This window comes from Candidatus Arsenophonus lipoptenae (assembly GCF_001534665.1).
Taxonomy (GTDB): Bacteria; Pseudomonadota; Gammaproteobacteria; order Enterobacterales; family Enterobacteriaceae; genus Arsenophonus; species Arsenophonus lipoptenae.
On record NZ_CP013920.1, the window covers coordinates 304439 to 325955 of the forward strand.

Sequence of the window (21517 nt, forward strand, 5' to 3'; positions counted from 1 at the left end):
AAAATTAAATTATTTTAAATATTAAAGTCAAATATATAATTTTACTTATATTGTTATATCATAAAATCAATGTTCAAATAAAATATTTAATTTTATATTTTATTTTACATTATACAATTAATGTATAATTAATAATTAATCATTTTATACATTTCTTGAATAGAAATTACTTTTTCTGTAGGATCAGCATTAAGTGAAATCACAGTTGCAATACTACCATTAATAGTAGTATTATAATATACTTTATACCTTAAAGCATTAAGACGTATCATCTTTGAAATTTCTATTTCATTACTACCATCTATTGTATTTAAAATATAAGTATATTCTCCATTTTTTATTTTATCGTGAATAGTAAGATAATTGTCATTTATTTTATTTACTAAACAAGTATTAATTCCTCCTTCACCTAACATAATAGCTGTATCATAAGTGGCATCTAGTTTAAAACCATATTCAAGTAATTTAATTGCTAAATCAACAACTTTTAATTTATCATTTTTTTTTACTGAAAGCAAAACTCGACCGGATTTTTTAATTATAAAAGAGCAGCTTAATATAGCTTTAGCAAATGCTTCAGCAAATGTACGTCCAATACCCATAACTTCACCAGTAGAACGCATTTCTGGTCCTAAAATAGGATCAACTCCAGAAAATTTATTAAAAGGTAGTACTACTTCTTTTACTGAATAATAAGGTGGAATAATTTCTTTCGTCATTTTTTGTTTAGTTAAAGATTGACCTATCATAACACGAGCTGCTACCTTAGCTAAAGGTATTCCTATTGCCTTTGATACAAAAGGTACTGTACGTGTAGCTCTAGGATTAACTTCTATTAAATAAATATCATTATCTTTAACAGCAAATTGAACATTTAATAATCCTTTAACTCGTAATTCAATGGCTAATTTTTTTACTTGATCGCGAATAATATTTTGTATATTATCAGTTAATGTATAAGATGGCAATGAGCATGCAGAATCACCTGAGTGAACACCAGCAAGTTCAATATGTTCCATAATACCACCAATAAAAACAGTTTTACCATCACATATGGCATCAACATCAACTTCAATAGCATTATCCAAAAAATGATCAAGTAGGACTGGGGTATTATTAGAAACGCTAATTGCTATATTAAAGTATTTATACAATTCAATTTTATTGTATACAATACTCATAGCTCTGCCACCTAAAACATAAGATGGACGTACAACTAATGGATATCCAATACTATTTGCTTTTTCTATAGCTTCATCAATCGTATTAACAGTAGCATTTTTTGGTTGTTTTAAAGCTAAATTAACAACTACTTGTTGAAAACGGTTTCTATCTTCAGCCCTATCAATAGCATCTGGACTAGTGCCGATAATAGGAACACCCTCCCTTTCCAAAAGGGAAGCTAATTTTAATGGTGTTTGGCCACCAAACTGAACAATTACACCTATCGGTTGTTCCACTCTAACTATTTCCAACACATCTTCTAAAGTTACTGGTTCAAAATAAAGGCGATCAGAAATATCAGTATCAGTAGATACTGTTTCAGGATTACAGTTTACCATTATTGTTTGATAACCATCTTCACTTAAAGCTAACGCAGCATGAACACAACAATAATCAAATTCGATACCCTGGCCAATACGATTTGGTCCTCCACCTAAAATTATAACCTTTAATTTATTACTGTCTGGATTAGCTTCACATTCATCTTCATAAGTAGAGTACAAATAAGTGGTATTTATCGCAAATTCTGCAGCACAAGTATCAACTCTCTTAAAAACAGGATGTAATTTGTATTTATAACGTAATTCACGAATTTTAGACTCAGAAATATTAAGTAATTTAGCTAAACGAATATCAGAAAAACCTTTTCTTTTCAAGATGCGTAAAAAGTCAAACGATAGGCCATCAATACCTAATTCAATAACCTTATTTTCTAACATGATCAATTCTTTAATTTGTATCAAAAACCAGCGATCAATATTAGTTAAATAAAATATCTTATCTACAGACATCCCTGCACGAAAAGCATCAGCTATATACCAAATACGATCTGCACCAGCTTCCTTTAATTCTCTATAAATTTTTTTTAATGAATCTAACTCATTTAAATTAATTTTAGAATCAAATCCAGTAGCATCAATCTCTAATCCTCGTAATGCTTTGTGTATAGATTCTTGAAAAGTTCTTCCAATAGCCATTACTTCTCCAACGGATTTCATTTGAGTAGTCAAACGATCATTACTACCTGGAAATTTTTCAAAATTAAAATATGGAATTTTAGTTACAACATAATCGATTACAGGCTCAATAGCAGCTGGTATTTTGCTACCAGCAATATCATTCATTAATTCATCAAGAGTATACCCAACTGCCAATTTAGCAGCAATTTTAGCAATAGGAAACCCAGTTGCTTTTGAAGCTAATGCTGAAGAACGAGATACTCTAGGATTCATTTCTACAACAATTAAACGACCAGTATTAGGATTTACTGCGAATTGAACATTTGAACCACCTGTTTCTATACCAATTTCTCTCAATACAGCTATAGATGCATTACGCATAATTTGATATTCCTTATCTGTTAATGTCTGAGCTGGTGCAACAGCTATAGAATCTCCAGTATGTATTCCCATAGAATCAATATTTTCAATAGAACAGATAATGATACAATTATCATTTTTATCGCGAAGCACTTCCATTTCATACTCTTTCCAACCAATAAGAGATTCATCTATTAATAATTCATGTATTGGTGAAAGATCCAAAGCATTCAGACATATATGTTTAAACTCTATATAATCATATGCAATACCGCTTCCAGAACCACCCATAGTAAATGAAGGACGAATAATACATGGGAACCCTACTTTTTTTACTACTTCTAATGCTTCTTTAAATGAATGTGCAATTCCTGAACGTGCTGTTTCTAATCCTATTTTTTGCATTGCTTTATCAAATCTATGACGATTTTCTGCTTTATCAATTGAATCAATTATAGCTCCAATCATTTTGACTGAAAATTCTTTTAATACACCATGACGATCTAACTCCAAAGCACAATTTAAAGCTGTTTGACCACCCATAGTAGGTAAGATAGTGTCAGGGCGCTCTTTTTCAATAATTTTACGTACCACTTTCCAATTAATTGGCTCAATATATGTAGCATTAGCTAAATTAGGATCAGTCATGATTGTTGCTGGATTAGAATTAACTAAAATAACTCTATAACCAATTTCGCGTAAGGCTTTACATGCTTGTACACCTGCATAATCAAATTCACAAGCTTGTCCAATAACAATTGGACCAGCACCTAAGATTAAAATATTTTTAATATCTGTACGTTTTACCATTTCTGATTACCAATTAACCTACTTTAGTGGCTAAATTTATTAAACGATATTTTTCTACTAATTTAATAAAATAATCAAATAAGTACTCAGCATCTTTAGGACCAGGACTGCCTTCAGGATGTCCTTGAAATCCAAATGCAGGTTTATCTATACGATGTATACCTTGTATACTATCATCAAAAAGTGATTTATGAGTAATTAATAAATTATCAGTTAATGATACTTTATCAATAGTAAAACTATGATTTTGAGTGGTAATCATAATTTTATTATTAACTAAATCTTTTACTGGATGATTACTACCATGATGTCCAAATTTCATTTTAATAGTTTTAGCCCCACTAGCTATTGCAAGTAATTGATAACCTAAACATATACCAAAAATAGGAATATCTGTTGTTAAAAAGTATTTTATCGATGTTATTGCATAATGACATGCTGCTGGATCACCAGGACCATTAGATAAAAAAATACCATCAGGTATCATTTTTAATACTTCAATAGCCGATGTTGTTGCAGGGACAATAGTTAATGAACAATTACGATCAACTAATAATCTTAGAATATTTCTTTTTATACCAAAATCATAAACTATGATATGATAAGGCAGTATTTTATTTATCTTATCATTAATAGGTAATAATTGATCAGTTACTACTTGATTACTTTTTTGAGTCCAAGTATAAAAAAATTTTGTTGTCACTTCTTTAGCCAGATCTAATCCTTGTATTCCTTTGAATGATTTGATCTTTTTCAAAGCTAAATATGGATTTAAATTATTACCAGTGATAATACAACCATTTTGCGAACCTTTTGTCCTTAATAATCTAGTAAGTTTACGAGTATCAATATCAGTAATAGCCACTATTTTCTGCTTTTTTGAATAAGAAGATAAACTTTCTTTCCCACGAAAATTACTATAATTTAATGATAAATCACGTATAACTATTCCTTTAGCATATACAAAAGCAGATTCTGAATCATCATAGTTAATACCTGTATTTCCAATATGTGGATTTGTAAACGTGATAATTTGACGGTAATAAGATGGATCAGTTAGAATTTCTTGGTATCCAGTTATTGATGTATTAAAAACCATTTCTCCTACAGCAATTCCTTCAGCACCCATAGAATGGCCATGGAATTGTGTTCCATCTTCTAAAATCAATATTGCTGGCTTAATCAAAACACCTCCAAAAAAATTAGAATAATTATCATTAAAATAAAATATTATATAAATTTTTTAAGAGTTTTAAAAAAATATTGAGATAATTAACTAAAAATTTATAGGTTTTTATTTCGATTATTATTTTAAATAAATATACATTAGATTAAATCACACTATTAAGAATAGTAAATAAAGATTCATATATTGTAAAATATAATTATCAATATCATTATATACTTAATATATTTACTTACATTATATTTACTTACATTATTAAAATGTGGATATGATATTTAGTAATAGTACATTGTTCTCTAAATTTATTAAAATAAGATAAAATTATTAAATATTTATTAATAAAAATTTACAACTATTAATTTCTAATTTTATTTTTTAAAAATATTGAAAAATTTATTTTAATTCATACCATAATTTAAATTAAATAGTTACCAATTTAATTAATTATTTTTATATTATAAAAATAATTAATACGATACATATAAATATAAATTTAATTAATAAAAAACAAAAATAAATAGAAATTGCATAATAAACTATTACTATCATAAAATATATTATTAAATTAAAATGTAATTAACTTTATAAAAAATAATAAATTTATATATTTAATACATCTTTCATACTATATAATCCATTTTTTTGCCATTTTAACCATAAACAAGCTTTAAGAACTCCATTTACGAAAGCATTACGATTTAGTGCTTTATGAGTTATCTTTATTTTTTCATTATTATTAGCAAAAATAATTGTATGTTCACCTATAATATTATTTACTCTAATCGTTGTGATATTAATATCATCATCTTGTTTATTAGAATTAATATATATATTTGAACTACAATTTTTTAAATAACTAACAATTGAATTAGATATAACATCACGTATCATTAATGAAGTTCCTGAAGGGGCATCTACTTTATTTCTATGATGTACTTCAATAATTTTAATATCACTATATTCAGCAATTACTTTTATATATTTTTCTAATAATTTTAACAATAAATTAATTCCGATACTAAAATTCGCTGCTAGTATAATAGGTATTATTTTTGATGCTTTTTTTATAAAAAGTTGTTCAACTTCATTAAAACCTGTAGTACCAATAATTATTGATTTGAAATATTTTTCACATATTGATAAGCAATATTTCGAATTTTCTGGACCACTAAAATCAATCAGAATATCAAATTTATCTAATACATTAACCAAATTATCAGTAATCTTAACATTTAAACGACTAATACCAACTAATTCACCAGCATCAATGCCGATTATTTCTGAATCTCTTCGTCCTAGAGCAGCTCCTAAAACAACCCTATCATGTTGTGAAATTGCTTTAATTAAATCACGCCCCATACGACCACCTGCACCAGAAATAGCAACACGAATATCTGTATTAATCATCATTTTCTCTTATTTTTAAGATAAAAAACAAAAAAGATAAGTTTCATTATAAAAGGTTTAAGATTTAAAAAATTAATATTTTATGATAATAAAATATTAAATATTATATTATTTTTATTACTTTAATATTACTACATTTTTTAAAATGTAAAACGTAGTTCCTTTGGTAATTCAAAGATAATATTTTCTTTATAACCAGGAATTTCATTGATTTCACTAGCACCTAAAATATTTAAACGTTCGATAACTTGATGCACAAGAATATCTGGAGTGGAAGCACTAGCAGTAAGTCCGATAACTTCTATATTTTTTAACCAATCTTCTTGAATATCGTCAGCAAAATCAATTAAGTAACTAGGCCTTCTTAATTTTTGTGCTAATTCTAATAGGCGATTAGCATTAGAAGAATTTTTAGATCCAATAACTAATATAATATCAGATTTATCGGCTAATTTAAGTACGGCGTGTTGTCGATTACTAGTAGCATAACAAATATCATCTTTACGTGGACCAACAATATTTGGAAATCTACTGTTTAACGCTTTTATAATATAAGCAGTATCATATATAGATAAAGTAGTTTGTGTCATAAAACAAAGGTTATTTTCATTTTTTACTTTTAATTTCCAAACATCATCCGATGATTCAACCAAATATATACCACCTGATTTGTTATCATATTGACCAATTGTACCTTCTACTTCAGGATGTCCCATATGTCCAATTAAGATTACTTCTTTGCCATTACGACTAGCACGTGATACTTCTAAATGTACTTTTGTAACCAATGGACAAGTTGCATCAAATAACATAGTAAAATTACGTTCTTTAGCTTCCCTAAGAATATCCTTAGAAACACCATGAGCAGAAAAAATTAAAATAACACCGTCAGGTACTTCTGACAATTTTTCAATAAAAATTGCTCCACGTTTACGTAATTTATTAACTTCATATAAATTATGGACAACTTCATGACGAATATAAATTGGGGCACCATAAATATCTAATGCACGCGTAACAATACTAATTGCTCGATAAACACCTGCACAAAAACCTCTAGGATTAGCCAGTAAGATTTTCATATTATAATAATAAATTATTTCTCTTCAATTTTAATTTTTTCTCAAAATAAAGAAATACTAAGATAGTACGTTATATGTTATATTTAAATCATATTTATTTAAAACAATAGAGTAATTATTAATGATTTATATAATTAAAACATTTTTAAAAACTTTTTTTATTATAATTAATAGTTACAATAAATATTGTGCCAATAAAAATCATAAAATCAGCGATATTAAATATTGGGAAATGCAAATTATATATATATATATCAATAAAATCAATTACAAAACAATAATTTATACGATCACATAAATTTCCTAAGGCACCACCAATAACCATTGCATAAGCAATATTACTTAACTTTTCATTAAAACTTTTTGCATACATCATAAGAACGAGTATAACACAAATAATAATAGTAATAAATATAAAAAACCAACATTGCCACCCATTTTGATTAGATAAAAAATTAAATGCAGCTCCAGTATTTTGAACATAAGTCAAACTAAAACAAGGAAGGAGATATAATGTTTCATATAATTGAAAATTATTTATAATGAATTGCTTACTAAAAAAATCAATAATCAATATAACAATTATTAGCCATGACCAACCTAAACCGGTTGAAAAAATATAATTTTTATTAAGCAAATTTACGTATTTCACCATTACCATTTATATTACAAATACAACGAGCACATAATTCCGGATAATTAACATCTGAACCAATATCTACTGAATAATGCCAACAACGAGGACATTTATTACCTTCAGCTTTTTTAAAAGTAATTTTTAATCCATTAAGCTCACCGTTATGAGCTTGTACTGGAGCTTTAGTAATATTCATTACTTTAGCATCAGATGTTAATAATATAAAATGTAACTCATCACCTAACTCATTAAGTTTTTTATATAATTCTGTATTCACATATAAAGTCACTGAAGCATCTAATGAGCTATTTATAATTTTCTTTCTACGAGCTTTCTCAAGAACTTTATTAACTTCATTACGAACAATGAATAATGTATCCCATAATTTATCATGAACTATCTTATTACTATTAAACAATCCAACGTAATATTCTTCTGTAAAAACATATTTATTATGTTTGCCTGGTAATTGTTGCCAAATTTCATCTGCCGTAAAAGAAAGTATAGGAGCTATCCAGCGTACTAATGACTCTATAATATGAAATATTGCAGTTTGACAACTACGTCTAGCTAAACTATCATACTTCAAAGTATATTGTCGATCTTTTATAATATCCAAATAACAGGAACTCATTTCAACTGAACAAAATTTCATTAAACAATTAATAACTGCATGAAAATCATAATTAGCATAATGCATAATAATTTCTTCTTGCACGGACTTTGCTCTATTTATTGCCCAAAGATCTAATGACACCATTTGTTTTGGAATAATTTGATGTAAATTAGGATTAAAATCATTTAAATTTGCTAATAAAAAACGTGCTGTATTACGAATACGTCGATAATTATCAACAGAATGTTTTAAGATTTCATTGGAAATAGCAATTTCATTAGTATAATCAGTGGAGGCAATCCATAACCGCAAAATATCAGCACCGAAATTATTCATCACATCTTGTGGACTAATTGTATTACCTAATGATTTAGACATTTTACGTCCTTGTCCGTCAACAGTAAACCCATGAGTTAATACTTCTTTATAAGGAGCTTTATTTTTTACAATAGTTGATAATATAAGAGAAGACATAAACCAACCACGATGTTGATCAGCACCTTCTAAATATAAATCAATTGGATTACCTTTAAATTCTGGACGAATATTTACAACTGTAAAATCTGTAGAACCAGAATCAAACCAAACATCAAGAGTATCAAAAACTTTAACATAATTAAGAGAATCGGATCCTAATATAGTTACTGGGTCTAAATCCCACCAAGCTTGAGTTCCTGATTTCTCAACTTGTTTAGCAATCTTTTCAATTAATTCTAATGTCTTAGGATGTAATTCTTGTGTTTTTTTATTAATAAATAATACCATAGGAACACCCCAATTTCGCTGACGCGAAATACACCAATCTGGACGATTGGTGACCATAGATCTAATCCTATTTTCACTATAATTTGGAATCCATTTAACATTTTTTATTTCTTTTAATATTTGCTCACGTAAATTATGCTTTTCTACACTTATAAACCACTGAGGTGTTGACCGAAAAATAACTGGTATTTTATGTCTCCAACAATAAGGATAACTATGCTGAAATATTTCTTTATATAAAAGTTTATTTTTTACATTTAAAATTTCTATTATAAAATCATCAGCTTTAAATATAAAAATACCATCTAAACCAGGATAAGTATTAGGCAAATAACAACCATATAAATCTACTGGGTTAGCTATTTCAAGGTTATATTTTTGTCCAATAATATAATCTTCTTGACCATGAGCCGGTGCAGTATGAACAAGTCCAGTACCAATATCTAAAGTTACATGATCACTCAAAATAATAGGTACATTAAAATCCATAAAAGGATGATGAAACTGTAATAATTCTAATTCATAGCCATTACATTCTGCTATAACTTGCCATTCTGTTACTGCAATGAGTTGTATTACTATTTCGACAAATGATTTTTCTAAAATTAAACATTCATAATTATTAATTTTAACTAATTGATATGTAAAGTTAGCATTAACAGCAATTCCTCTATTTGCTGGCAATGTCCAAGGTGTTGTGGTCCATATTACAGCTGAAATTGGTAAATTAATAGCTTTTAAACCAAATTTATCATAAACATATTGAGAATCTACCGCACGAAAACATACGTAAATAGCAGGTGTTGATCTATTTGAATATTCAACTTCAGCATCCGATAAAGAAGAACCACATGAAGTACACCAATGAACAGGTTTCACTCCTTTTACCAAATAACCCTTTTCAATTATTTTGCCAAAATAACGAATAGTATTAGCTTCAGTATTAAAATCCATTGTTAAATAAGGATGTTCCCAGTCACCAAGTACACCCATTCTAATAAAATCTAATTTTTGTCTTTCAATTTGTTTTTTAGCATACTGACGGCATATATCACGAAATTTGGAATCTGATAATTTATCTCCTGGTCTACCAATAATCTGTTCAACTTTATGTTCAATTGGTAATCCATGACAATCCCAACCTGGAATATATGGAGCATCAAATCCTGCAAGTCCTTTAGATTTTATAATAATATCTTTTAAAATTTTATTAACCGCATGGCCAATATGAATTTCTCCATTAGCATAAGGGGGGCCATCATGCAATATAAACATCTCTTTATCTTTTTTAGCCTGGCGAATAGATTGATATAAACAATCTTTATACCAACGATCTAATATTTCTGGTTCTCTTTTAGATAAATTACCACGCATAGGAAATGCTGTTTTTGGTAAATTTAAAGTATTTTTATAATTATTCATTTAAATTATTAATCCAATTTTTTGATATCATTAAATATTTTATTAAGATTGAAAAAATTTTTTGCAGCAATTATATCTCTTTTAATTTGTTTTTTTAATTCATTAATAGAAGAAAATTGCTGCTCGTTACGTAATTTTTTATGAAATACAATATCGATATAACACCCATAAATATTCATTTGTACATCTATTAAATGAACTTCAATTTGTTGATTAATTCCATTAACTGTAGGTCGCGTACCAATATTTGCAACTGCTGGTAATGGATGATTAATTAATCCATATACTTCTACAATATAAACACCTTTAATAGGCATAACTAAACATTTAAGTAATATATTAGCTGTTGGAAAACCAATAAAACTACCAAGATGACTACCATGAATTACTCGGCCACTAAATCTATATGGATGACCCATAAGACTCTCAGCTAAAATAAAATTATTTCTTAATAATGCTTGCCTAACAGCTGTACTACTAATTCTTTTTCCTTCATTACAAATGCTTATACTATTTGATACTGTAAAATTATATTGTTTTCCTGCTTTACTTAGGTATTGAAAATCACCCAATCTATTCTTTCCAAAACGGAAATCATCACCAACTACTAAGAACTTAACTCCTAACTTTTTAACTAATAAGTTAGTCACAAATTTTTTTGGAGTTAAAATAGAAAATTTTAAATTAAATTTAATACATAATAAATAATCAACACCATATTCTATAAAATATTTTATTTTATCTCGCAAACATGTTAAACGAGCTGGAGCGTTTATACCTAAAAAAAATTCTAAAGGTTGAGGTTCAAAAAACATGACTATCATTGGCAATCCTAAATTTTTGCTTTGTAATTTTAAATTTTTTAATAAAAATTGATGTCCTTTATGAACAGAATCAAAATTGCCAATAGTTAACACACAGCCACGATGATATGCACGTATATTATGTATACCACGCACTAACTTCATAATTTACTATCTACTCGCATAATAAAAATTATTACATAATGTTTTTCAAAAGTTAATCAAAATTATTTTTGAATATTAAGATAATTTAATATTAAGATATTACATAATTTTTTATTAAAAATAAATACTACATTGTAAGCATTTATTATAGTATGATAATACTAATTTTTAGAAAAATCATATGATGTCAACAAAATTATTTGTATATATAAACATAATTATTTATAAATATACATTTAATAAGCATTACATAATAAATTTACCAAATTTAACAACTTAATATTAAAAATAAATATATTATAAAAATCTAATATATTTAAAACATATATAAATTTATTAATTATAAATTGTTGACATTTAGAGATACAAGAGTTATATAATCTACGATATTACTTAAAATAAAAATTAACATTAAATACGGTTGGAGGTTTGACGTTGGCTAATATAAAATCAGCTAAAAAACGTACAATACAGTCAGAAAAGCGACGTCGACATAATTCTAGCCGCCGCTCTATGCTAAGAACTTTTATAAAAAAAATTTATATTGCAATTAGTTCTAACGATAAAGTAGCAGCGCAAACAGCATTTAACAACATGCAACCAATTATTGATCGTTATGCTAGCAAAGGATTGATCCATAAAAATAAAGCTGCACGACATAAATCAAAATTAACAGCACAAATAAAATTATTATAAATAAATTACTTTAAATTAATACTAAGATAGTCAGTTATACTGTTAAATCATATTGATAAAGAATAAAGATCTTAAAATAGATTAGTTATTAGGTGTTATTAGATTAGTTATTTTTTATAAGTGATAAAATTAATTAAACATAAAAAATAAAGATATAAAGTTTTAAAGATTTATTTATTATATAGTTATACAGATATTTAATTACCTGTTTATCATCATGTATATGATACATAATTGACAAAAATTGTATTGCCTTTTAGTATTTTTTATACATTTATTCACTTATTTATAAATAAATCAATAAACATAATATAAATATTCTATTTAGTTAGATCATCAAAAAATTTTTTTACACTATCTAAAAAACTTTTTGAACGAGGGCTATTTCTGCTACTACTGTCACAATTAAGAGATTCACCAAATTCTTGTAATAATAATTTTTGTCTATCATTTAGTTTTACAGGTGTTTCCACAAAAATACGACACATTAGATCACCAATAATGCCACCACGTACATCTCTAACACCTTTCCCCCTCATACGGAAAATTTTTCCAGTTTGAGTTTCAGCAGGAATTTTAAGATTAACCCTACCATCAAGAGTAGGCACATCGATTTCGCCACCTAAAGCAGCTACACTAAAATTAATTGGAACTTCACAATATAAATTATTACCATCACGTTCAAATATAGCATGTCTTGCTACATTTACCTGGACGTATAAATTTCCAGCTGGGGCACCATTTTCTCCTACTTCACCTTCACCATTTAATCGAATACGATCTCCGGTATTTACCCCTTTAGGTATTTTTACTGATAAAGTTTTATATTTTTCTACCCTACCATGACCATGACATTTAATACAAGGTTCTTTTATAATAAAACCATTACCATGACAACTAGGACAACTTTGCTGGACTGCAAAAAATCCTTGTCGCATCTGAACCTGACCTACACCATGACAAGTTGAACAAGTTTCTGGTTTAATTCCTGCTTTTGTTCCACTACCATTACATACAATACATCTATCTAATGTTGGAATACGAATTTCCTTACTAACACCATAAACTGCTTCTTCTAAAGTTAATGTCATTTCATATTGAAGATCAGCTCCACGAGTAGATGACCTTTGCCGACGACCACTACCAAAGATATCACCAAATACATCACCAAAAATATCACTAAAATCACCACTAGATGAAAAACCTCCACTAAAACCACCACCACTCATACCACTTTGTTCAAAAGCTGCATGCCCGTATTGGTCATAAGCGGCACGTTTTTGTTCATCAGTTAAAATTTCATAAGCTTCTTTAATTTCTTTAAACTTACTTTCAGCTCGTTTATCTCCTTGATTACGATCTGGGTGATACTTCATTGCTAAACGTTTATATGCTTTTTTTATCTCTTTTTCATTAGCGGTTTTAATAACGCCTAAAACTTGATAATAATCTTTTTTTGCCATATTCATATTTACCCGTAATATACGGAAACGGGCGTAGAGTAACCCTCAACGCCCGTACTTGGTTTTTAGTAGTAACATAAGAAATGTAAAAATTATACACTTCCTAAAATACCATTACTTTACCCACTAAGGGCTATTATTTTTTATTTTTATTTTTGTCGTTGACTTCTTCGAATTCAGCATCAACTACATTACCATCTGGTTTAGGTGATGTTCTTGTATCTGTTCCACTTGCTTTAGATTGTGCTTGAGCTAATTCTAGCAATTTGGTAGAACCTTTAACTAAAGCTTGAATCTTTTCTTCAATAATGGTTTTATCTTCACCTTTTATAGCTATTTCTAATTCAGAAATAGCTTTTTCTATGCTAGCTTTATCATCAGCAGATAATTTATCAACTACTTCTTTTATTTGTTTACGTGTACTATGAATCAATTGATCAGCTTGATTACGTATTTGAACTAATTGTTCGAATTTTATATCTGCTTCTGCATTTGCTTCTGCATCACTTACCATTCTTTGTATTTCATCTTCTTTTAAACCTGAAGATGCTTTAATTGTAATCTTTTGTTCTCTACCAGTATTTTTATCTTTAGCAGATACATGCAAGATACCATCTGCATCAATATCAAAAGTAACTTCAATCTGAGGTATACCACGTGGTGCTGGCTGAATGCCATCTAAATTAAATTGACCTAATGATTTATTATCACTTGAACGTTTTCGTTCACCTTGTAATACATGAATAGTTACAGCTGATTGATTATCTTCTGCTGTTGAAAATATCTGACTATGTTTAGTTGGAATAGTAGTATTTTTAGCAATTAACGTTGTCATTACCCCACCCATAGTTTCAATTCCTAAACATAGTGGAGTTACATCAAGTAATAAAACATCTTTTACATCACCAGCTAATACACCGCCTTGCACCGCCGCTCCAATAGCAACTGCCTCATCTGGATTAACATCTTTACGTGGTTCTTTGCTAAAAAAATTAGCAACTGCTTTTTGAACCATTGGCATTCTTGTCTGACCACCAACTAGAATTACATCATTTATATCATTAACATTTAATCCAGCATCTTGTAATGCAACTCTTAATGGTTCCATAGAACGTTTAATTAAATCTTCAACTAATGCTTCAAGTTTAGCTCTGGTAACTTTAATATTCATATGTTTTGGCCCACTTGAATCTGCAGTAATATAAGGCAAATTAACATCAGTTTGTTGAGCAGAGGATAATTCAATTTTAGATTTTTCTGCAGCTTCTTTTAATCGTTGCATAGCTAAAGGATCATTACGCAAATCAAATCCTTGCTCTTTTTTAAATTCATCTACTAAATAATTAATTAAACGATTGTCAAAATCCTCACCACCTAAATGAGTGTCACCATTAGTTGCCAATACTTCATAGGTTTTTTCACCATCAACTTCATCAATTTCAATTATAGAAATGTCAAAAGTACCACCACCTAAATCATAAACAGCAATTGTACGATTTCCTACCTCGCGATCTAAACCATAAGCAAGTGCTGCTGCTGTTGGTTCGTTAATAATACGCTTTACATCCAATCCAGCAATACGACCAGAATCCTTAGTTGCTTGTCTCTGGGCATCATTAAAATAAGCAGGTACGGTAATCACAGCCTCAGTAACAGCTTCACCCAAATAATCTTCTGCTGTTTTTTTCATTTTTTTTAACACTTCTGCAGAAACTTGAGGTGGAGCCATTTTTTGCCCCTTAACATCTAACCAAGCATCACCATTATCTGCAGCTATTATTTTATATGGCATAATAGAGACATCTCTTTGAACTTCACTATCTTCAAAACGACGTCCGATTAAACGTTTAATTGCAAAAAGTGTATTTTGCGGATTTGTAACTGCTTGCCTTTTTGCTGGCTGGCCAACAAGAATTTCACCATCTTGGGTGTAAGCAATAATAGAAGGTGTGGTACGATCACCTTCACTATTTTCTAATACTCGAGCACTCCCACCATCCATAATAGCTACACAAGAGTTAGTTGTACCCAGGTCAATCCCTATAATTTTACCCATCTAAACAACCTCCAAATGAAATTCTTTAATTAATCTATTTACCAACTTAGAATTAAATTTAACGAAAAAATTTTAAGTAATCTTCTTTTTAATCTTAAAAATCTAATTAACTAATTACACTGGATAAATTAATAAATTAACTTATTTAATAACTACGTATTACATTAATTATGGGGACATAAAAAGATTCATCAAGGGGATGATAAAAATTATTTTTTACAAAATGTTTCTAATTTATAGAACTATATAATAGATATTATATATCTGTAGATTTAGAAATCTATGATATGATACAGTTATACACTAAAATATAAAAATATAATAATTATTTTAGAATTAAAACTAATCTTTTACAAACATAAATAGAATAATATTATGCGAGCATTATATTAATAATGCTATCCAAATAAAGTACTAAATAAAAATATTATAGATCTTATATTTTATATACATGCTGACATATTTGCATCCATAAAGTACGTTTTAACTCAGGATTAAAAAAAAGTTCTCTCAATGATACAGTGTTAATAATCCATTTTTTTGAATTAATAGATAAAGGATAACCTAAAATCCAACAAGGACAAATAATTTCTTTTGGTAATAAAAATGCTTTTTTACTTGAAATACAACATACTTGCAAACTATCAATTATCATTGCCTGTAGAATATCTCTAACTAAAAGATTATTTAAATCAATTACTTCCTCTGAAATAATAACTAATTGAATAGATTTAGGAATAGAGAATAAATATTCTCCTTGAAGTACTGAAGAATCACGTAATATCCATTGTGTAATTCCCATATGACTTAATATTTGATCTGAAAATATCACAATAGACCGCCATAATATACATATGAAAATGCTAAACAAAAAATCTAATTGATAATTTTTCTATTCTTATAGAAAATTAAATTTTTTAAAATTTTTTATAAAAGTAATAATATTTTCAGCATAAAAATAAGATTATTATAATAATATATTATCATAAGTAACATTTAAAATATTTAGAAAAACTATTTTTAAAAACGATATACTTTAAAATATATAATTAACATAATAATAAAACTTTATTAATATAATAATAATTATTATATTGAAAATTTTTATAAAAAATAAACAAGAGTAATATTAAAATATTAATTTTTAATTTATCAATCAAATTATTTTTATATAAAAATAAAAAAATTCTCCGCTATTATAAAATAGCAAAATAAATATGTTGAAGAATAGTATTATCACAAATAACTAAAAAAAATTATTAGGAGCTAATTAATGAAACAAGTGGTATATATTTCAAATGCTAAAAGCAAACAAATTCACGTTTGGAGAATAAATGAACAAGGAAAGTTAACATTTTTACAAAATTTGACAGTACCAGGTGAAGTACAACCAATGAAAATTAGTCAGGATGGTAATCATCTTTATGTTGGTATTCGACCTAATTCAGCAATTATTACATATCTTATTGCTGTAGACGGGACTCTTATTCAAGAAAAAATTACAGATCTTCCAGGAATACCAACTCATATTGAAATTGATAAATATAATCGTTTGTTATTTATTCCGTCTTATCATCAAGGAAATTTATCAGTATTACCAATTAATCAATACGGAATACCTGAACCAGCTATTCAAGTTATTAATGATTTAAAAAATCCACATGGATCAATAGTTAGTTTTGATAATTTACATTTATTTGTATCTTGCTTAGGGGAAGATTATATTCGTATTTATACCATTAGTAATGATGGATATTTAAATGAAAAAATTGCTAATAGACTTTTTACTAAAAATGGTTCAGGACCACGTCATTTAATATTTTCACCAAACCAAGCAACTCTTTATTGTTTAAATGAATTAAATGCAACAATTATTCTTTATTCAGCATTTGAACCTTATAAAAAATTGAAAATTTATAATATTTTACCTAATGAATTAAAATGTAACCCTTGGGCTTCAGATATTCATATTACAAAAAATGGTAAGTATCTTTATGCCAGCGAACGTTCTACTAGCATTATTCGTCATTTTAAAATCATAAATAATGGATTTGAATTATTGCCTATGGATTATTATATAACAGAGTATCAACCTCGTAGTTTTACTATAGATCAAACTAATAATTTTTTGATAGTAGCTGGTCAAAAATCCAATCACGTAATAGTTTATAAAATACATAAAATTACTGGTGTATTACAAGCATTAGATCGTTATAAAGTTGGTAATGAACCATCATGGATTACAACTCATTTAATTCAATAATAAATATTTATTTATTATTTTGTTTATTTATTATTTTGTTTTATTACTATATCTCTTATTGCTTGAGTTAATTTACTAAGTTGTTTATTAGTAATAATATAAGGTGGCATCAGATAAATTAATTTACCAAATGGACGTATCCAAACTCCTTTAGCAACAAAATAACGCTGCAATTCAGGAACATTAACTGGCATTTTCATTTCAACAACACCAATAGCACCTAATACTCTCACATCAGCAACTTGTGGTTGATCTTTTAATGGAAAAAGTTCAGTCATTAATTGAATTTCTATATCTTTTACTAATTTTTCCCATGGACTATTCATTAATAATGTTATACTAGCTGCAGCAATTGCACAAGATAATGGATTACCCATAAAAGTTGGTCCATGCATAAAACAACCTGCTTTACCTTTACTAATAGTATCTGCAATATGACGATTAGTGATAGTGACTGACAATGTTAAATAACCACCTGTTAGTGCTTTACCTAAACATAAAATATCTGGAGTAATTTTACTATGTTCGCAAGCAAATAATTTTCCAGTACGACCAAATCCAGTGGCAATCTCATCAGCAATTAATAATATATGATAATCGTTACATAATTTCCTAACTGAAGCAAGATAATTTGAATTATAAATTCTCATGCCACCAGCTCCTTGAACTATAGGTTCGATAATTATCGCGGCAATTTTATCTGCATATTTATTTAATATTTTTTTTAACGAAATTAAATCATCTGGATACCATTTCTCATAAAAACTATATTTTGGAGCTTGAATAAAAAAATTTTTAGAAAAGTAACCTTCATATAAACTATGCATTGAATTATTAGGATCACAAACTGACATAGCACCAAAAGTATCACCATGATATCCGCCTTCTAAAGCAACAAAATGACATTTTTTTTTACCTAAAGACTGCCAATATTGTAGTGCCATTTTTAATGCTACTTCTACGGCTACTGAACCAGAGTCAGCCAAAAAAATACACTCTAATTTATTATCAGTAATATCTATTAATTTACGACATAAATTAATAGCAGCTGGATGAGTAATACCACCGAACATAACATGAGACATTTTCATTAATTGTTGTATAGCTGCCTGATTAAGTATTGGATGATTATAACCATGAATAGCTGACCACCATGAAGACATACCATCAATTAATTTTCTACCATCAGCTAGTTCAAGTTCTACACCTGATGCTCCTACTATAGGATAAATTGGCATTGGGCTAGTCATTGACGTATATGGATGCCAAATATGTTTAGAATCAAAATTAATATCATATAGTTTCATAATATTTTATCTATTAATTTAATTTATTTTAGTTGACATGATAGCGTGGTTATTTAAACTGGCAATACTTTTTATTTTAATATAGAGAATAATAAAGATGAAAAAAACATGGACACTTAACGAGGTAGAATCATTGTTTGGTTTACCTTTTTTTCAATTACTTTTTCAAGCTCAAAAAGTACATCGTTTAAATTTTGATCCTCAACAGATCCAAATGAGTACTTTGCTATCTATTAAAACTGGTAAATGTCCAGAAGATTGTAAATATTGCCCACAAAGCAGTCGTTATAAAACTGGATTAAAAGCTGAACGATTATTAGATATACAAAATGTGATAAAAGCCGCAAAGCTAGCTAAAAAAGCAGGGGCAACAAGGTTTTGTATGGGTGCTGCTTGGAAAAATCCCAATAAAAGAGATATGCCTTATTTGGAAACTATGGTTAAAGAAGTCAAAGCATTAGGTTTAGAAACTTGTATGACTTTAGGTATATTAGATAAACAACAAGCATTTCAATTAGCTGATGCAGGATTAGATTATTACAACCATAATTTAGATACTTCTCCTGAATTCTATGAATCTATTATTACTACTAGAACATATCAAGATAGACTTGATACAATAGATAAAGTTCGTCAAGCGGGTATGAAAGTATGTTCTGGTGGTATTGTTGGATTAGGTGAGAAAGTTACTGATAGAGCAGCATTATTGGTTCAATTAGCTAATTTACCACAAGTGCCAGAAAGTATACCTATTAATATGTTAATAAAAATAAAAGGCACACCACTTGAAAATAATGAAGATGTAGATCATTTTGATTTTATCCGTACTATTGCTGTTGCACGTATTATGATGCCAATGTCTTTTATTAGACTATCTGCTGGGCGTGAAGATATGAACGAACAAACACAGGCGATGTGTTTTATGGCTGGTGCTAATTCTATCTTTTATGGTTGTAAGTTATTAACTGCTAATAATCCAGCACAAGAAAAAGATCAAATACTATTTAATAAACTAAATATCAATCAAAAATCAACAGAAACTAATTTAACTACACAGGAACAAGTAGAGACATTAGAACAAGCAATAATGCAAATTGATACTAAACAGTTTTATAATGCAGCAATATTATGAATTGGTCAAAATTTTTAATTAATCAACTGAATATACGCAAAAAACAAAATTTATGGCGACAAAGAGTGATTATTGAAAAAAATAATGATGCACGTACTATTATCTTTGATAAACGCCAATACATTAATTTTTCAAGTAACGATTATTTAGGTTTGAGTCAACATTTAGAAATTATTAAAGCTTGGCAAATTGGATTAAATAAATATGGCACGGGTAGTGGTGGTTCTGGACATGTTATTGGTTATAGTGATGCTCATGCTAAATTAGAACAACAACTTGCTGATTGGTTAGGTTATCCTCGTGCCTTATTATTTATTTCTGGTTATGCTGTAAATCATAGTATCATAATGGTATTAATGCGTAAAAATGATTATATTATTGCAGATAAACTAAGTCACGCTTCTTTATTGGAAGCTAGTATATTATCACCTGCAACATTGCAACGCTTTACACATAATAATATTGAATCCTTACATCGTTTTTTATCTAACAATAAAAATATTGGTAAACTATTAGTTGCAACTGAAGGAATATTTAGTATGGATGGTGATAGTGCTCCTTTAAAAAAATTACAAAAAGTTACCAAGAAATATCAAGCATGGTTATTAGTTGATGATGCACATGGTATTGGTGTGATAGGAAAAGAAGGAAAAGGTAGTTGTTATCTATATAATATAAAACCTGAATTACTTGTAATAACATTTGGTAAAGCATTTGGTCTTAGTGGGGCAGCATTACTTTGTGATGAAATTACTGCTAATTATTTCTTACAATATTCCAAACATTTAATTTATAGTACAGCTATGCCACCAGCTCAAGCAGTAGCATTAACTGAAGCAGTAAAACAAATTAGACAAAACGATATATTAAGAGCTAATTTGCAGCGTAATATTAACTATTTTCGTCAAGTATCGCGTGAATATAAATTTCCATTATTAAATTCTAATAGTGCGATTCAGCCATTAATTATTGGTGATAACAAACGTTGTTTACAATTATCTCAATTCTTACGTCAGCGTGGATTTTGGGTACAAGCTATAAGACCACCAACAGTATCACCAGGTAGCGCAAGATTAAGAATTACTTTAATGGCTAATCATGAATTAAATGATATTTCAAAACTACTGGAAACATTAAATGAATTTTTTAATAAAACTAAATAAC

General features: G+C 28.0%; 15 protein-coding genes. 4 read left to right on the plus strand and 11 right to left on the minus strand.

Features of this window, described 5'->3' with window-relative positions:
• Window positions 1–128: 128 nt before the first annotated feature.
• The 7 genes from carB to ribF all read right to left on the minus strand — a co-directional run bounded on the left by carB (window position 129) and on the right by ribF (window position 11436).
• On the minus strand, window positions 129–3353 hold the full coding sequence (carB, locus tag AUT07_RS01295; protein ID WP_066283139.1) for a carbamoyl-phosphate synthase large subunit: 3225 nt from the start codon (window positions 3351–3353) through the stop codon (window positions 129–131).
• Between the two features lie 13 nt (window positions 3354–3366).
• Window positions 3367–4539, minus strand: coding sequence for a glutamine-hydrolyzing carbamoyl-phosphate synthase small subunit (carA, locus tag AUT07_RS01300; RefSeq protein WP_066283146.1), 1173 nt, complete (start codon window positions 4537–4539; stop codon window positions 3367–3369).
• A 600-nt stretch (window positions 4540–5139) separates the two neighbouring features.
• Complete coding sequence (dapB, locus tag AUT07_RS01305; RefSeq protein ID WP_335338715.1) at window positions 5140–5949, minus strand: 4-hydroxy-tetrahydrodipicolinate reductase; 810 nt, start codon at window positions 5947–5949, stop codon at window positions 5140–5142.
• Window positions 5950–6086: 137 nt separating this feature from the next.
• Entirely contained in the window at window positions 6087–7028 is a 942-nt protein-coding gene (gene ispH / locus AUT07_RS01310; protein ID WP_066283150.1) for a 4-hydroxy-3-methylbut-2-enyl diphosphate reductase, read from the minus strand.
• A 145-nt stretch (window positions 7029–7173) separates the two neighbouring features.
• Entirely contained in the window at window positions 7174–7689 is a 516-nt protein-coding gene (lspA, locus tag AUT07_RS01315; RefSeq protein ID WP_236860975.1) for a signal peptidase II, read from the minus strand.
• Window positions 7658–10468: an isoleucine--tRNA ligase gene (ileS, locus tag AUT07_RS01320; RefSeq protein WP_066283155.1), complete on the minus strand. Its 2811-nt coding sequence runs from the start codon at window positions 10466–10468 to the stop codon at window positions 7658–7660. The genes lspA and ileS overlap by 32 nt, the downstream gene beginning before the upstream one ends.
• A gap of 8 nt (window positions 10469–10476) precedes the next feature.
• Entirely contained in the window at window positions 10477–11436 is a 960-nt protein-coding gene (ribF, locus tag AUT07_RS01325; RefSeq protein ID WP_066283158.1) for a bifunctional riboflavin kinase/FAD synthetase, read from the minus strand.
• A gap of 435 nt (window positions 11437–11871) precedes the next feature.
• Here ribF and rpsT point away from each other — a divergent pair, with 435 nt between their 5' ends.
• Window positions 11872–12132, plus strand: coding sequence for a 30S ribosomal protein S20 (gene rpsT / locus AUT07_RS01330; RefSeq protein WP_066283161.1), 261 nt, complete (start codon window positions 11872–11874; stop codon window positions 12130–12132).
• A gap of 320 nt (window positions 12133–12452) precedes the next feature.
• Here the strand turns inward: rpsT and dnaJ are convergent, their stop codons facing one another.
• The 3 genes from dnaJ to AUT07_RS01345 form a co-directional block, all read right to left on the minus strand.
• Window positions 12453–13595: a molecular chaperone DnaJ gene (gene dnaJ, locus AUT07_RS01335; protein WP_066283163.1), complete on the minus strand. Its 1143-nt coding sequence runs from the start codon at window positions 13593–13595 to the stop codon at window positions 12453–12455.
• A gap of 136 nt (window positions 13596–13731) precedes the next feature.
• Window positions 13732–15651, minus strand: a complete 1920-nt coding sequence (gene dnaK, locus AUT07_RS01340; RefSeq protein ID WP_066283167.1) for a molecular chaperone DnaK — start codon at window positions 15649–15651, stop codon at window positions 13732–13734.
• Window positions 15652–16087: 436 nt separating this feature from the next.
• On the minus strand, window positions 16088–16483 hold the full coding sequence (locus AUT07_RS01345; RefSeq protein ID WP_066283170.1) for a DNA polymerase III subunit psi: 396 nt from the start codon (window positions 16481–16483) through the stop codon (window positions 16088–16090).
• 441 nt (window positions 16484–16924) lie between these two features.
• On the opposite strand from AUT07_RS01345, the gene pgl reads away from it, so the two are divergent.
• Entirely contained in the window at window positions 16925–17914 is a 990-nt protein-coding gene (gene pgl / locus AUT07_RS01350; protein ID WP_066283171.1) for a 6-phosphogluconolactonase, read from the plus strand.
• Between the two features lie 23 nt (window positions 17915–17937).
• Here pgl and bioA read toward each other — a convergent pair whose 3' ends face one another.
• Window positions 17938–19221: an adenosylmethionine--8-amino-7-oxononanoate transaminase gene (gene bioA / locus AUT07_RS01355; RefSeq protein ID WP_066283172.1), complete on the minus strand. Its 1284-nt coding sequence runs from the start codon at window positions 19219–19221 to the stop codon at window positions 17938–17940.
• Between the two features lie 97 nt (window positions 19222–19318).
• Here bioA and bioB point away from each other — a divergent pair, with 97 nt between their 5' ends.
• Both bioB and bioF read left to right on the plus strand, forming a co-directional pair.
• A complete protein-coding gene (bioB, locus tag AUT07_RS01360) occupies window positions 19319–20353 on the plus strand; it encodes a biotin synthase BioB (RefSeq protein ID WP_066283175.1) in 1035 nt (344 codons plus the stop codon).
• Window positions 20350–21516 carry an 8-amino-7-oxononanoate synthase gene (gene bioF, locus AUT07_RS01365; protein ID WP_066283177.1) on the plus strand — a complete coding sequence of 389 codons (1167 nt, stop codon included), beginning with the start codon at window positions 20350–20352 and terminating at the stop codon, window positions 21514–21516. Before bioB ends, bioF begins: the two co-directional genes overlap by 4 nt.
• The last annotated feature ends 1 nt before the right edge of the window (window position 21517 follow it).

Coding starts and splice junctions, on each gene's coding strand:
- carB (WP_066283139.1), bottom strand. CDS start 3,353: ATGGTAAAACGTACAGATATTAAAAATATTTTAATCTTAGGTGCTGGT.
- dapB (WP_335338715.1), bottom strand. CDS start 5,949: ATGATGATTAATACAGATATTCGTGTTGCTATTTCTGGTGCAGGTGGT.
- ispH (WP_066283150.1), bottom strand. CDS start 7,028: ATGAAAATCTTACTGGCTAATCCTAGAGGTTTTTGTGCAGGTGTTTAT.
- lspA (WP_236860975.1), bottom strand. CDS start 7,689: ATGGTAATGGTGAAATACGTAAATTTGCTTAATAAAAATTATATTTTT.
- ileS (WP_066283155.1), bottom strand. CDS start 10,468: ATGAATAATTATAAAAATACTTTAAATTTACCAAAAACAGCATTTCCT.
- ribF (WP_066283158.1), bottom strand. CDS start 11,436: ATGAAGTTAGTGCGTGGTATACATAATATACGTGCATATCATCGTGGC.
- dnaJ (WP_066283163.1), bottom strand. CDS start 13,595: ATGGCAAAAAAAGATTATTATCAAGTTTTAGGCGTTATTAAAACCGCT.
- dnaK (WP_066283167.1), bottom strand. CDS start 15,651: ATGGGTAAAATTATAGGGATTGACCTGGGTACAACTAACTCTTGTGTA.
- pgl (WP_066283171.1), top strand. CDS start 16,925: ATGAAACAAGTGGTATATATTTCAAATGCTAAAAGCAAACAAATTCAC.
- bioA (WP_066283172.1), bottom strand. CDS start 19,221: ATGAAACTATATGATATTAATTTTGATTCTAAACATATTTGGCATCCA.
- bioB (WP_066283175.1), top strand. CDS start 19,319: ATGAAAAAAACATGGACACTTAACGAGGTAGAATCATTGTTTGGTTTA.
- bioF (WP_066283177.1), top strand. CDS start 20,350: ATGAATTGGTCAAAATTTTTAATTAATCAACTGAATATACGCAAAAAA.